11 protein-coding genes are annotated in these 13,454 nt (G+C 73.3%); 9 read left to right on the top strand and 2 right to left on the bottom strand.

What is annotated here, in order from left to right:
- Positions 1-22 precede the first annotated feature (22 nt).
- From AC507J_RS27880 to AC507J_RS27845, 8 genes are read left to right on the top strand one after another with little or no spacing between them, the layout of a single operon-like run.
- The gene (locus AC507J_RS27880) at positions 23-460 is read left to right on the top strand and encodes a phage tail protein (protein WP_496292705.1); all 438 of its coding nucleotides are present in this window, start codon (positions 23-25) and stop codon (positions 458-460) included.
- Positions 461-464: 4 nt separating this feature from the next.
- Positions 465-1,235 carry a CIS tube protein gene (locus tag AC507J_RS27875; protein WP_496292703.1) on the top strand — a complete coding sequence of 257 codons (771 nt, stop codon included), beginning with the start codon at positions 465-467 and terminating at the stop codon, positions 1,233-1,235.
- Complete coding sequence (locus tag AC507J_RS27870) at positions 1,225-2,967, top strand: VgrG-related protein (protein WP_496292701.1); 1,743 nt, start codon at positions 1,225-1,227, stop codon at positions 2,965-2,967. The genes AC507J_RS27875 and AC507J_RS27870 overlap by 11 nt, the downstream gene beginning before the upstream one ends.
- A 60-nt stretch (positions 2,968-3,027) precedes the next feature.
- Complete coding sequence (locus tag AC507J_RS27865) at positions 3,028-3,309, top strand: PAAR domain-containing protein (protein ID WP_496292699.1); 282 nt, start codon at positions 3,028-3,030, stop codon at positions 3,307-3,309.
- A gap of 5 nt (positions 3,310-3,314) precedes the next feature.
- Complete coding sequence (locus AC507J_RS27860) at positions 3,315-3,725, top strand: GPW/gp25 family protein (RefSeq protein ID WP_496292697.1); 411 nt, start codon at positions 3,315-3,317, stop codon at positions 3,723-3,725.
- Positions 3,725-5,680 (top strand): putative baseplate assembly protein, encoded by a 1,956-nt coding sequence (locus AC507J_RS27855; RefSeq protein WP_496292695.1) that lies wholly within the window; start codon positions 3,725-3,727, stop codon positions 5,678-5,680. The genes AC507J_RS27860 and AC507J_RS27855 overlap by 1 nt, the downstream gene beginning before the upstream one ends.
- A gap of 31 nt (positions 5,681-5,711) precedes the next feature.
- Positions 5,712-6,236 (top strand): phage tail protein, encoded by a 525-nt coding sequence (locus AC507J_RS27850; RefSeq protein ID WP_496292693.1) that lies wholly within the window; start codon positions 5,712-5,714, stop codon positions 6,234-6,236.
- A complete protein-coding gene (locus AC507J_RS27845; RefSeq protein WP_496292691.1) occupies positions 6,233-7,405 on the top strand; it encodes an NADase-type glycan-binding domain-containing protein in 1,173 nt (390 codons plus the stop codon). Before AC507J_RS27850 ends, AC507J_RS27845 begins: the two co-directional genes overlap by 4 nt.
- On the opposite strand, the gene AC507J_RS27840 is transcribed toward AC507J_RS27845, so the two are convergent.
- Positions 7,320-10,217, bottom strand: coding sequence for an AfsR/SARP family transcriptional regulator (locus tag AC507J_RS27840; protein ID WP_496292689.1), 2,898 nt, complete (start codon positions 10,215-10,217; stop codon positions 7,320-7,322). The two genes, AC507J_RS27845 and AC507J_RS27840, sit on opposite strands and share 86 nt — an antisense overlap.
- 231 nt (positions 10,218-10,448) lie before the next feature.
- Here AC507J_RS27840 and AC507J_RS27835 point away from each other — a divergent pair, with 231 nt between their 5' ends.
- Positions 10,449-11,798: an MFS transporter gene (locus tag AC507J_RS27835; RefSeq protein WP_496292687.1), complete on the top strand. Its 1,350-nt coding sequence runs from the start codon at positions 10,449-10,451 to the stop codon at positions 11,796-11,798.
- Positions 11,799-11,817: 19 nt separating this feature from the next.
- Here the strand turns inward: AC507J_RS27835 and AC507J_RS27830 are convergent, their stop codons facing one another.
- Positions 11,818-13,065, bottom strand: a complete 1,248-nt coding sequence (locus tag AC507J_RS27830) for a cytochrome P450 (protein ID WP_496292685.1) — start codon at positions 13,063-13,065, stop codon at positions 11,818-11,820.
- Positions 13,066-13,454 lie beyond the last annotated feature (389 nt).

Genomic DNA, 13,454 nt, shown 5'->3' with positions numbered 1-13,454 from the left:
GCCGAACGACCAGGAGGAATGGATGACCAAGGACGAGGTCGCCGTCGCGATCGCCTTCGTCGTCAAGATCGACGATCAGGATCTCGGCGCGTTCAACACCTGCGACGGGCTGGGTTGCGAGGTGGTGGTGGAGCAGCGCGAGGAGGGCGGCAACAACGGCCACGTCTGGCAGTTGCCGACCCGGATGAAGTTCTCAAACGTCAAGCTCTCCCGGCCGATCACGGCGGAGAGCACCAAGCTGATGCGCTGGTTCTCCGGCATGGCCAACGGGATCACCCGCAAGACCGCCACGATCGAGGCTCGCACTTTGGAGGGCACCGTGATCGCCCGCTGGGGACTGCTCGACGTCATCCCGGTGAAGTGGTCCGGGCCGCAGCTCAGCCCGGACAGCCCGAAAGTCGCCGTGGAGACGCTGGAGCTGGCGCACCACGGCTTCTTCGGTCCCGGGGCCGGGGGGTGAAGCCGTGAGCGCCTCACCTGTCACGTTCACCGCCGCCGGCAGCCCCGCCGGGCGGGGCGGCGGGGCACCGCCGCAGTTGACCCACGCCTACCTCCAGTTGCACGAGCCGCCCCGCAACGGCGGCACCGCCTCACCCGGGGCGAAGCTGAGCCAGATCCCGTTCCAGTTCAACCCGAAGGAGCTGGCGCTGACCAAGACCGCCAAGTGGAAGCGGGACGCGCAGCGCAACGCCAAGAAGAGCGGGGTGCCGGAGTTCACCGGGTCGGATCCGTGCAAGCTGAGCCTGGAGATGTTCTTCGACGCCACCGACACCATGGACAGCTCGGTGGTGAAGCGGGTCGAGGAACTCTTCGCCTGCTGCGTACCGACCGACGCGAGCCGGCAGCAGAAGAAGGGCTCGCCGCCGTGGGTGGTGTTCCACTGGGGCGGCATGGTCGGCTTTCCGTCCTTCGTGGCAAGTGTCAACGCCAAGTACACCCTGTTCACCCCGGGCGGGACACCGGTACGGGCGCTGTGCACGGTGACCCTGGAGGAGATCTCGGGCGAGCAGCCGGGGCAGAACCCCACCTCCGGCGCGCTCGCCGCTCGGGACATCCACGTCGTCGTCGCCGGGGACACCCTGCACTCGGTGGCCTATCAGGCGTACGGGCGGGCGGGGCTGTGGCGGCAGATCGCCGAGGCCAACGAGATCGACGACCCGATGCGGCTGCGCCCCGGCACCGCCCTGCTGGTGCCGGCACCCGAGGAACTGACGGACGGTGCCCGTGGCCAATGAGCAGTTCGCAAACGCCCTCCTGGTCGAGGTGGCCGGCAGCCCGTTGCCCGCCGAGATCGCGGCGCTGCTGACGTACGCGGCGGTGGACGACAGCCGTAACCTGCCCGACCGGTTCGTGCTGCGCTACCGCGACCCGGACCGCAGTGTGCTGGCCAAGGGTGGCTTCACCATCGGCGCGCCGGTGCGGCTGAGCGTGCAGACCTCCGACCCGGGTGGGCCGGTGCTCCTGCTCAGCGGCGAGGTCACCGCCCTGGAGTGCGAACTGGACCCGACCGGCACGTTCAGCGAGGTACGCGGCCTCGACCTGGCGCACCGGCTGCTGCGCGGGCGGCGGGTCGCCGCGTACCCGGGGATGAGCGTGCCCGACATCGTGCGCAAGGTGGCGCAGCGGGCCGGGCTGAAGGCGGGCCGGATCGACCCGGTGGCGGGCATCGGCGGCGAGCCGGAGACGCAGCTGAGCCAGGACAACGTCAGCGACTGGGCATTCCTGCACCGGCTCGCGGAGCTGGTCGGCGCCCAGGTGATGGTGGTCGACGGGGAGCTGCACCTGCGGATGCCCGAACCACCGGCCGGCGCACCCGATCCGTCCGCGCGGGCCACCCAGGACCCGCTGGTGCTGGAGGTCAACCAGAACCTGATCGCGCTGCGCGCCGGGGTCACCGCCACCGCGCAGGTGCCCGAGGTGGGCGCGCGCGGCTGGGATCCGGCCACGAAGCGGGCGGTCAGTTCGACCGCTACGCCGAAGGTGCCCGGCGCCCAGGGCATCGGGGTGAACCCGGCCGAGCTGGGGAAGAAGGTGGGCAGCCCGCCGTACCTGGTCGCCGATCCGATCCTCGGCACGGACGCCGCGGTCCGGACGGTCGCCGACGCGCTCGCCGGTGAGCTCGGTGCCGGCTGCGCCGAGATCGAGGGGGTGGCGAAGGGCAACGCCCGGCTACGCGCGGGCACGGCGGTGGCGCTGGCCAACATCGGCGAACCGTTCCAGGGCAGGTACGTGCTGACCAGCACCCGGCACCTGTTCAGCCAGGAGGCCGGCTACACCACGGCGTTCACCGTCTCCGGCCGCTCCGACCGCTCGCTGTACGGCCTGACCGCCGGCGGTACGGTGCCCGAACGACCCGGCCAGGGCCTGGTTCCGGCGGTGGTCAGCGACGTGAAGGATCCGAAGAAGCTGGGCCGGGTCCGGCTCACCCTGCCGTGGCTGGACGAGAAGTACACCACCGGCTGGGCCCGGGTGGTGCAGCCCGGCGCGGGCGCGGACCGGGGGGCGGTGCTGCTGCCGGAGGTGGGCGACGAGGTGCTTGTCGGGTTCACCGGCGGCAACCTGGACGCCGCGTACGTTCTCGGTGGGCTGCACAACGGCAAGGACGCGCCGCCGAAGCTGGACACCGACGCGGTGGACGGCGGCAGTGGCCGGATCGCCGCGCGGGCGCTGGTCTCCCGCACCGGTCACCGGTTGGAGCTGCTGGAGGCCGGCAGCGGCCCGGACGGGGTGCTGATCGCCACCGGCGACCGGAAGTTCACCGTGCGGTTGGACCGCGCCGGCAAGCAGATCGAGATCGTCAGCGACGGCAAGGTGAGCGTCCAGGCTCGCAACGGGATCAGCCTGGACGCCGGCACCGGGTCGCTGGAGTTGGCCGGGCAACGGGTCACCGTTTCGGCAAAGGGCGACCTCAGCGTCGAGGGGCAGGGCCCGGTCACCGTTCGTGGCGCCGTGGTCCGGATCAACTGAACAACCCGAATCAACTGAACAACCCGGCCGACGGGTCGGCCGCACCGAAGGGAGAGTGTCGTGCCACCAGCCGCACGCGTCGGCGATCCGACGGCTCACCCGGGGACGATCGGCGGCCCCGGGGTGCCCACCGTGTTGATCGGCGGGCAGCCCGCGGCGACCGTGGGCACCATGCACACCTGTGCCTTTCCGGGCGTCCCACCGCATCCACCCTCGCCGTTGGTGCCGCCCGGCTGTCCCACGGTGCTGATCGGCGGACGGCCCGCAGCCCGCATAGGTGACCTGAGCGGTTGCGGGGCCCCGATCATCGCCGGCTGCCCGACCGTGCTGATCGGCGGGTGAGGCGGATGGCCACGGATTTCGTCGGCGCCGGCTGGGCTTTTCCGCTGCGTACCGACCCGACCGGCGGGATCGCGCTGGTCCGTGGGGACCGGGAGGTGGTGGAGAGCATCCGGCTGATCCTCGGCACCGCGCCCGGTGAACGGCCCGGCCGGCCCGAGTTCGGCTGCGCCATCCACGAGTTGGTGTTCGCGCCGGCCGACCCGACCACCGCCGGGCAGGTGGCCTACCAGGTACGGCTGGCGCTGGAGCGGTGGGAGCCACGCATCGAACTGGACGACGTGCTTGTCGACTTCGCCGACGCCGCCCGCGGCACCCTGCACATCGACATCCGCTACCGGCTGCGCCAGGACAACGACCCGCGCAACCTGGTCTTTCCGTTCTATGTGATCCCCACGCACGAACCCGGAGCCGAGTGATGGCCCTGCCCGCACCGAATCTCGACGACCGCCGGTTCCAGGATCTGGTGGACGACGCGAAGCGTCTGGTGCAGCGGCGCTGCCCGGAGTGGACCGACCACAACGTCTCCGACCCGGGGGTGACCCTGATCGAGACGTTCGCGTACATGGTCGACCAGATGCTCTACCGGCTCAACCGGGTGCCGGACCGGCACTACGTGAAGTTCCTCGACCTGCTCGGCATCACCCCGTTCCCGCCGGCGGTGGCCTCGACGGACGTCACCTTCTGGCTCTCCGCGCCACGGGACGCGCCGGTCGTGGTGCCGGCCGGCACGCACGTGGCGACCGTCCGGGCGGAGAACGTCGAGCCGGTCACCTTCGAGACGCTGCGCGAACTGACGGTGCCGCCGTGCCGGCTGCTGCGGGTGCTGACGGTGCCGGCCGGGGGCCAGCCGACGGATCGCACCGGTGAGCTGCACGGCCCGGACCGCCTACCGGCCTTTGCCGACCCGCCGGTGGCCGGCGACGCGGTGCTGTTCGGGCTCGACGAGCCGGTGCCCGGCTGCGCGGTGCTGCTCACCATGGACTGGGAGGTCGCCGGGCGCGGCGTGGACCCGACGAACCCTCCGCTGGTGTGGGAGGCGTTGACCGACGACGGCTGGGTGGAGTGCCCGGTGGAGCGGGACAGCACGGGTGCGCTCAACCGGGCCGGCGAGGTGGTGCTGCACGTACCGGCCGGACACAGCGCTTCGGTGGTCGCGCGGCACCGCGCCGGCTGGTTGCGGTGCCGGCTGCGCCAGCCCGCACCGGGGCAGCCGTTCTTCAACGCTCCGCCCCGGTTGGGCCAGGCGGAGGCGGTAAGCATCGGCGGCACGGTGGAGGCCTGCCACGCGGAGCTGATCGCCGGGGAGAACCTCGGCGCCTCCGAGGGGGTACCCGGCCAGCGGTTCTCGGTCCAGCGGGCCCCGATCGTGGCCGCCGACGGCGCGATCGAGATCGAGGTGAGCGGCGCCGACGGCTGGCAGACCTGGCAGGAGGTGCCGACCTTCGCCGACTCGCGGCCGGAGGATCGGCACGTCTGCGTGGACCGGGCCAGCGGGGAGATCAGCTTCGGACCGGCCGTACGACAGCCCGACGGCACCCTCAGCCAGCACGGGGCGGTGCCCCCGAAGGGCGCGGTGGTCCGGATTCCGGCCTATCGGACGGGCGGCGGCCGGCAGGGCAATGTGGCGGCCCGCACGCTCAGCGTGCTGCGTGACCCGGTGCCGTTCGTGTCGACCGTGACCAACCTGGCCGCCGCCACCGGCGGGGTGGACGGCGAGTCGCTGGCCGAGACGTCGGTACGGGGGCCGCTTACCCTGCGGACCCGGGAGCGGGCGGTCACCGCCGAGGACTACGAGCAGCTGTCCCGGCAGGCCGCGCCGGAGGTGCAGCGGGTGCGGTGCGTACCGGCGGGCGAGAACTCCGCCGCGGTGCGGGTGCTGGTGGTCCCCGCGTTGGGTGAGCACCGCGACACCGACGACGACGCGGCCCGGTTCGCCGCGCTGCGGCCCCGCGACGAGATCCTGGAACGGATCCGGAGTTTCCTCGACTCCCGCCGCTGCGTCGGCGCCCGGGTGCTGGTCGAGCCGCCGTTCTACCAGGGGGTCACGGTGGTCGCCCAGATCCGCGCCCGGTCCCGGGCCAGCGGCTCCAACGCCGACCTGCGCCGCCGCGCGGTGCGGGCCCTCTACGACTACCTGGATCCGGTGCGGGGTGGCCCGGAGGGCACCGGCTGGCCCTTCGGGCGGCCCGTGCAGTCCGGCGAGCTGCACGCGGTACTGCAACGTGTCGTCGGGGTCGACCTGGTCGAGGAGGTACGCCTCTTCGGCGCCGACCCGACCAGCGGAGCACGCGGCGAGGCGGTGCAGCGCCTCGAACTCGACGTCAACGCGCTCGCCTTCTCGTACGGCCACCAGGTGCGGGTCACCGGGTGACGGGCCGCAGCGCCGAGGTCAGGAGGAGATGATGCGGGGTTCGATTCCGGGGTTGGTCAGCCCGCACCCGATCGGGCAACAGCTGCCCGCGGTCTACCTGGAGGACGACTTCGCGCAGCGGTTCACCGCCGGCCTCGACGACGTGCTGGCACCGGTCCTGCTGACGTTGGACTGCCTCGACGCCTACTTCGACCTGGAGTTGGCGCCGCCGGATTTCCTGGACTGGCTGGCCGGTTGGGTCGCCGCCCCGTCGGACGGGGACCGGCCGGCGCAGGCGCGCCGCGATCTGGTCCGGCACGCGGTGGAACTGCACCGTTGGCGTGGCACGGCCAGGGGCGTCGAACTGGCGTTGCGGGTCGCCACCGGCGCCCAGGTGGAGGTCACCGACAACGGTGGCGTGAGCTGGTCGGCGACGCCGACGGGTGAGCCGCCGGCCGAGGAGGCCGCAGCGGTCCGGGTACGGGTCCGGGGCGACGTCGACGAGGCGTTGGTGCGCCAGGTGCTGGCCTCCGCCGTACCGGCCCACGTCCGGACGACCCTGGAGATCCTGCCATGATCACTTGTGCCGAATGCGGCGCGACAAACGAGGCCGGCGCCCAGTTCTGCGGGACCTGCGGCGAGTTCCTCTGGGACAGTTCGTCGCGCACCAGGCAGGCGACCGACCGGGCACGGCCGACGCCCCCACCGGACCAGCAAGACCAGACCGGCGACGAGCGGCACCCCGAGGCGGCACGGCCCGACCCGACCAGGCCCGGCCAGCCCGATCCGACCAAGCCCTACCCGACCAGGCCCGGGCAGCCCGACCCACCGGGACCCGGGCAGCCCGAGGCACCGAAGTCCGCGCGGTCCGAGCCACCGGAACCGGCGCAACCCGAGGCACCGAAACCTGTGCAGCCCGGTCGGCCGAGACCGGTGCAGCCCGGCCCGCCGGAGCCCGGGCCGGTGTCGGAGGAGGACTCGGCACGCCCGCCGGACACCCGGGTGACCTGCCCGAATCCGGCCTGCGGCGCGCTGAACGACCCGGGCCGGCGGTTCTGTCTGCGCTGCGGCACGTCGTTGGTCGCCTCGACGGTCACCGCGGAACGGAAACGCACCTGGTGGCAGCGGTTGTTGGACTGGTTGCGGGGGCGGGGGTCCCGCCATCGCAGTCTGCGCGACGAGGAACGCCGGGTCGGCGCGGCCGCCCGCCGGATCCTGCTGATCATGCTGGCCGTCTGTGTCGTCGCGGTGCTGGCCGTGGTCGGTCCGCCGTTGGCGCGGCGAGGAGTGGAGGCGGTACGCGACCGCATCCAGGATCCGACCCCGCTCGTACCCACCTCGGTGGTCGCCTCGTCGGAGGCGCCCGGCTCGGGCGCCAACCGGCTCATCGACGGGGCGAGCAACCGGTACTGGGCACCGACCGGCCGGGCAGTCGACTCGTGGGTGGAGGGACGCTTCAACGAGCCGGTACGTCTGCTCACCATCGTGATCACCCCGGGTGTCAGTCCGCGCCGGCAGGCATACCTCGCCGCGGGACGCCCCCGCGAGCTGACCGTGATCACCGTCGACGCCGAGGGCGAGGAAGAGAGCACCGACATCGAACTGCTCGACGAGCCCGGGGAGCAGCACTTCGACGTTCCCCGGCCGAACCTGGTGCGGATCAGGCTGGTTGTCCGCTCGACGTACGGTCCCGGGTTGATCCCGGCCGTGGCGATCGGGGAAGCGGAATTCTTTGGTCGGCGCTGACCGTGACCGGCGACGGGGCACCCGCGACCATGGCCGGGTCCAGCCCGAGCGAGACGAGCACGTCGGCGTACCGGCGTCGGGCGTGTGCCGCCGCAGCGGCGTTCCCGGCCCGGTCGTGCGCGGCGATCAGCGCCCGCCAGCCGACGTCGTGGCAGGGGTCGATCTCGACGCAGCGGGCCGCCATCGCCATCGCCGACTCCGCCTCGTCGCCGCCGCGCAGGGCGGCCTCGGCGAGCCGGGCCGCCGCGTCGGCCGCCTGCCGGCGCAGGGTCTCCCGATCGGCCACCACCCACTCCGCCGGGCCGTCCTCCGGCAGCAGCTCACCGGTGTACGCGGTCACCGCCGCCCGCAGGTCGTCCAGGGTCCGGGGGTCGGTGGGGGCGCGCCGGGCGGCCCGCTCCACCGCCCGCCGGAACTCGCTGACGTCGCACCACGCGTCCGGTGGCAACGCCAACAGGTACGCGTCGCCGTCGCGGTGCAGCAGCGTCTCCCGGTCGGCGTGCGGCAGGTGGGTGTCCAGGAATCGGCGCAGGCTGGAGAGGGCGACGTGCAGGGTCCGGGTGGCGGTCGCCGGGTCGGTGTCCGGCCAGAGCGCGTCGAGCAGCCGGTCGCGGTGCACCGGGGCGGCCCGCATGGCGAGCATCCGGGCCAACGCCCGGGCACGGGGACGCAGCGGGGCCCAGTTCAGCGGCTCACCGTGCAGACAGATCTGGAACCCGCCGAAGCAGCGTACGGTAAGCGGGGCGCTGCGTGGCACGGCCGCCGACGGCTGGGCCTCGGGGGTGAGCCACGCGGACACCGCCGCCCGGGGCATGCCGGCGTGCTCGGCGGCGGCGTGCACGGCCGTCAGCGCGTTGCTGCGGCCGGGACCGGCCGGCACCCCGGCGGCGAGGGCGAGCACCCGCGCCCCCGGCACTCCGGCGGCCCGCGCCGTGCTCTCCGCCCGCCGGACCTCGACCTCGGCGTCGGGTACCCGGGTGCGCACGGCGGCCAGCCCGAGCAGGGACTGCGCCCAGGCGGCGAGCGCACCGGCGTCCACCGCGCGGGCCCGGTCGAGCAGCCGGGTCGCCTCCTCCGGTGCGGGCCCGCCGTGCAGCGAGCGGGCCAGCGTGACGCAACCCGCGGCGAGCAGGGCACCCCACGGGTCATCGAGCCGGTCGCACTCCTCCGTGACCGCGGCGGCCTCCTTCAGGTCCGCCTCCGCGCCGCTGAGCGCCGGCACCGCCCGGGCCAACCGGACCAGCCAGGGCAGTCCCGCCCGGTCGGCGGCCAAGCCCACGGCGGCGACCGCGGTGACCGCCTGTGGATCGGCGCGGGCGACCGCGACGGCGGCCCGCAACAGCCGGCCGGCGAGCCCCACCAGGTCGCTGTCGGCCCAGCTCTCCTGCTCCAGCACCCGCAACGCCTCGGTGACGTGCCCGGCCAGCAGCGAGGCGGCGGCCCGGACCAGTACGTCCTCGGCACCGGTTAGCCGCTCCGCCTCCCCGACCACGACTGCCGGGTGCCGGCGGGTGGCGGTGCGCAACCAACCCGACCAGTGTCCGCGCCAGTGCGGTGTGTCCGGCAGCCAGGCCGTCACGTCGGCGCGCAGGGATCGGCATCGAGCCGCGCCCGGACCGGCGCCGAAGAGTTCCTCGGCCCGGCGCAGCAGCGGTGCCGCCGCCGCCAGTTGCCCCTCGTTGATCCGGTGCTGGGCGTCGGCCAGCACCAGCCACGGATCCTCGGCGATGAACCATGCCGGCAGCAGGTCGGACCACGGATCGAGACCGCGAACGGCGACGGCGCTGCCGGCGGCGTCGAGCAGCCGGTGCACCTCGGGCCAGCGTTGGGCGCGGGCGAAGCAGCGCGCCGCCTCCAGCGTGGCGCCCTCCTCGGCGAGCAGCCGCCCGGCGCGGGCGTGCCAGTCCCGGGCCCCGGCCTCCCCCTTCTCCTCGGTCAGCACGGCGGTGAGGTGGCCCCGGAGCACCTCGTGGTAGGTGAAGGACCGGCCGCCGTCGTGGGACACCGTGAACGCCTGCCGCCGTTCCAGTTCTTCCAGCGCGACCTGCGCGCCACCGCTGCCGAGCAGCCGGTCGCAGCGCTCGGCGGTGACGATCTCGAAGACCGAGGTGAGGACGAGGAACCGGTGCAGCTCCGGGGCCAGCTCCGCCAGCACCGTCCGGGTGAGGTAGTCGCGGGAGAGGGCCGAGCGGACCTTCAGCGTGCCCACGGCCCGGCGCCGGTCGGGCAACGGCTGCCCCTGGGTGGATAGGTGGTAGAGCTTCAGTCCGGCCGCCCATCCGCCGAGCCGCCGGGCCAACGCCGCCACGTCGTCGGCGGGCAGCGGTTCCCGGTAGACGTCGCGCAGCAGCCGCTCGACCTCCCAGGCGCGGAAGCGCAACTGCTCGGCGTCGACGACGACGCTGTCGGAGAACTCGTGCCGGGTCAGGATCAGCGGGGACACCCGACGGGTACCGATCAGGACGCCCAGGCCCTCGCCGGTCAGGGCGAGGGCGCGTTCCAACAGCACCGACTCCCCCGGCGAGCCCTCGATCAGGTGCAGGTCGTCGACGATCAGCAGGCCGTCGTCGCCGTCGGGGCGGGCCGCGTCGACGCGGGCCAGGACCAGCGCCGGATCCGCGTCGGCCGGCACGATCCGTAACCAGCGCACCGGGCCGTCGACCTGGTCGGCGTACTGGGCGAGCAGGGTGGTCTTGCCGCATCCGGCCGGCGCCACGACCAGGCCGAGCGACCGAGGTCGTACGCTCAGCGCGGTGATCAGCCTCGATCGCACGAGGCCCCGCGACGGGCTGCGGGCAGACTCCGTCGACATCACGTACACCTCCCCCGAGGCCGCCCATGAGGACACGTTCCCGTGACCGCACCACCGCTCATGGTAGTCAGCGAAATCGCATAGTAGCTTTCGGTAATCCGACCCACACCGTCGGATTTAAGTCGATTGACATCGATCCCACCTTGCGCCGCCTCGTGCACGATGACCCGTCAGCCATCAAAGATGCTCGATCTCGCATTTGCGTGGCCCGGTGGGGGTACCGAGGTGACGATGACAGAGGACCGGGCCGCCCGTGCGGACGCGTCCGAGCCAGACGGAACGCCGCCGCCGGGCTCGGACGCGGTGCTGGTGCCGCCCGGCGGCGGGGTGCCCACGCCACCACAGCGGGTCCGCTGGGCCGGCGCGGTGGCGGCGTTACGGTGCCCGCCCTTCCGGGCCTTCTGGGCGGGGGCGGTCTGCGCCAGCACGGCCACCTGGATGCTCAACCTGACCGTGCCGCTGCTGCTCTACCAGGCCACCGGTCGGGCGCTGTGGGCCGGGCTCGGCGCCTTCGCACAGTTCGTACCGGCGATGCTCGGCTCCCCGGTCGGCGGGCTGCTGGCCGACCGCTACCCACGCCGGGCCGTGCTGGCCGTCTCGCAGGCGGTCGCGCTGCTCGTCGCCCTGCTGTTGGCGCTGCTCAGCCGGGCCGACGCGGCGCACCCGGCGGCGTTGCTGACCCTGGTCGCCCTCTCCGGCGCGGCGAACGGGGTGCAGACGCCCGCCTGGCAGAGCCTCATCCCCCAGTTGGTGCCCGCCCGCCACCTGCTAAACGCGATCGCGCTCAACGCGATGCAGGCCAACCTCGCCCGGGCGCTGGGCCCGGTGCTGGCCACGGCGGTGCTGGTCCGGGCCGGCGGCACCGCGGCCTTCCTGGTGGCCGCCGGCGCCAACGTCCTGATGCTGCTCGCTCTCGTGGCGGTGCGGCCGCGCCCGATCCAGGGCCCGGCGTCGCGCAGGTCGATGCTCGCCCGGCTGCGCGACGGCGTCCGCTACACCCGCCGGGTGCCCGGCCTGCTTGTCGCGGTGCTGCTCGCCGGCAGCGTGTCCTTCGTCGGTACGCCGATCGTGCAACTCGCTGCGGTCTTCGCCACCGACGTCTACCACGCCGGCACCACCGGTGCCGGCCTGCTCGCCTCCGGGCTGGGCACCGGTGCCGTCCTCGGCGCGGTCCTGCTCAGCGTCTACGGCACCGGCCACCGGCGGGCCCGGGTGGCCGGGCTGGCGCTGACCGTGCACGGGATCGCGACCCTCGCCCTGGCGGTGGCCCCGACGCTCTGGTCCGGGTTCGCGGCGGTGCTCCTGGTCGGGGTGAGCTACCTCGCGGTCCTCTCCAACGCCAACGTGACCATGCAGGTGCTTACGGCCGAGGCGTTGCGCGGCCGGGTCGCCTCGCTGTACTGGATGGCCTTCGCCGGTGGCTATCCGGCCGGCGCCCTGGTGCAGAGTTGGCTGGCGGACCTGATCGGGGTGCGGTGGGCGGTGGCGCTGACCGCAGTGGCGCTGGGCCTGCTGGTGGTCTGGCTGCGGCGACGTCGGCTGCTGGAGGCCCTGGACGGCCCCGCCCCGACCGGCCGGTGAGCCGCGCTGGCGGTGGTGGTCAGGAGACCGCAACCGTCGCCGGTACGGCGAGCACGACCCCGCTTGCGGGTCGGGTCGGTATGCGGTGCAGCGGGATGTCCAGGTCCTGCTCCGGCAACCGGTAGTCGAGCTGGGCGAGCCGGACGCAGAGCGCCCGCAGCAGGGCGACGGTGATCTGCTCCCCCGGGCAGCGGTGGCCGGTGCGCGGATCACCGCCGCCCTGCGGTACGAGGTCGAAGGCGCCGATGGGTCGGCCGAGAAAGCGCTGCGGGTCGAACCGGTACGGGTCGGGGAAGACTCTCGGGTCATGGTTCTGCCCGTACAGGTCGAGCAGGACGATGGCTCCGGCCGGGATGTGGGTGCCCTGCCACGTCAGGTCGGTCGCCGCCCGGCCACCGACGAAGGGGGCGAACGGGTAGAAGCGGCGCACCTCGTGCGCGAACGCCTCGCTGAAGGCGGGGTCGTCGGCGCGGAGCCGGTCACGGTACTCGGGCCAACGATGCAGCGCGTGCCCGGCGAAGGTCACGAACCAGGTCACCGCGACGGTCGGGCGGATGACGTTGAGGATCTCGACGGCGGCGGTCTCCGCGTCCAGCAGCCGGCCATCGCTGTCGCGGTGCTCCGCCACCGCCGCCAGCACCGACCCCTGCGGTGCCCGGATCTCGCCCGCCCTGACCTGACGGACGAGGTCGGCCAGCCAGCGCTCCCGGCGGCCCCGGGCCAGGCGCGCCTTCCAGTGTCGGGGTCCCGCCGTGGCGAAGCCGTCCACCATCGCAACCAGGTCCTCGGCGAACGCCGGCAACTCCGCCTCGTCCACCGCGATTCCGCTCCAGTCACAGACCGCGCGGGTCAACACCACAGGGATCTCGTCGAAGAGCACGACCCGGCGACCCGCCCAGGAGCGTACGGCGGCGTCCCAGGCCGCCTCGGTCCGTTCGACCAGGCCCTCGAACCCACCGTTCATCAGCAACGCGGTGAACATCGCCTTGCGGACCCGATGCTGCTCACCGTCGAGGGTGTGCACCGCCTTCTTGCCGAAGAGCGTCCCCTGGAGTGGTTCCGGAACGGCACCCTCGCGCTGGATGTGGCGTTCGTCGTAGAAGAACCGCACGGCCTCGGGGCCGCGCAACGCGACCGCCTGCTGCCCGAGCAGCCGCGTACGGAACACGTCCCTGTGCTCGCGGCGCATCCGGTTGGGCAGCCACCCGTACCCCTGAATCGCGACTGTCAAGGTGTCGTCCACGCGTCCCATCAGGTCAAACAGCATGTGCTGGTGCTGCCCGTTCAGCCGCCACCGAAACAAGGAAGGGCCCCCCATTAACGCCTGCGGTAGCAAAGGGGCCCCCTTTTAACATTTGCTCTCTCCTCTGCTCCCCTAGACGGGCCGAGGTAGCCGGTCAGGCCAGCTCGCCAGGTGGCATCGGTCGAGTCGGACCCGCACATGCCTGTTCCCTTCCCAAACGGGTACGACCGTGCGGTTCACGGCGACCGGGGGGAGCCGGGCAATTGCGGGGACGGTATGGGCGCGACCAGGCGACGCACCTGGCGGCAGTGCTCGGCGAGGGGGCGACGGGCGTCAACGGGCTGACGCTCGCCAGCCGACCGGACGAGCCGGGGGCACCCCTGACTGCGATCCTGCCCAGCGTCACGGCCCTC

The organism is Micromonospora sp. PRAS1 (assembly GCF_059553435.1).
Note: the sequence above shows the minus strand (reverse complement) of the source record. Positions and strands in the feature narration are given on the sequence as shown.

Excerpts from the sequence above, each read along its gene's own strand:
- AC507J_RS27880 (WP_496292705.1), top strand. The coding sequence starts at position 23 with ATGACCAAGGACGAGGTCGCCGTCGCGATCGCCTTCGTCGTCAAGATC.
- AC507J_RS27860 (WP_496292697.1), top strand. The coding sequence starts at position 3,315 with ATGGCCACGGATTTCGTCGGCGCCGGCTGGGCTTTTCCGCTGCGTACC.
- AC507J_RS27855 (WP_496292695.1), top strand. The coding sequence starts at position 3,725 with ATGGCCCTGCCCGCACCGAATCTCGACGACCGCCGGTTCCAGGATCTG.
- AC507J_RS27850 (WP_496292693.1), top strand. The coding sequence starts at position 5,712 with ATGCGGGGTTCGATTCCGGGGTTGGTCAGCCCGCACCCGATCGGGCAA.
- AC507J_RS27845 (WP_496292691.1), top strand. The coding sequence starts at position 6,233 with ATGATCACTTGTGCCGAATGCGGCGCGACAAACGAGGCCGGCGCCCAG.
- AC507J_RS27840 (WP_496292689.1), bottom strand. The coding sequence starts at position 10,217 with ATGTCGACGGAGTCTGCCCGCAGCCCGTCGCGGGGCCTCGTGCGATCG.
- AC507J_RS27835 (WP_496292687.1), top strand. The coding sequence starts at position 10,449 with ATGACAGAGGACCGGGCCGCCCGTGCGGACGCGTCCGAGCCAGACGGA.
- AC507J_RS27830 (WP_496292685.1), bottom strand. The coding sequence starts at position 13,065 with ATGCTGTTTGACCTGATGGGACGCGTGGACGACACCTTGACAGTCGCG.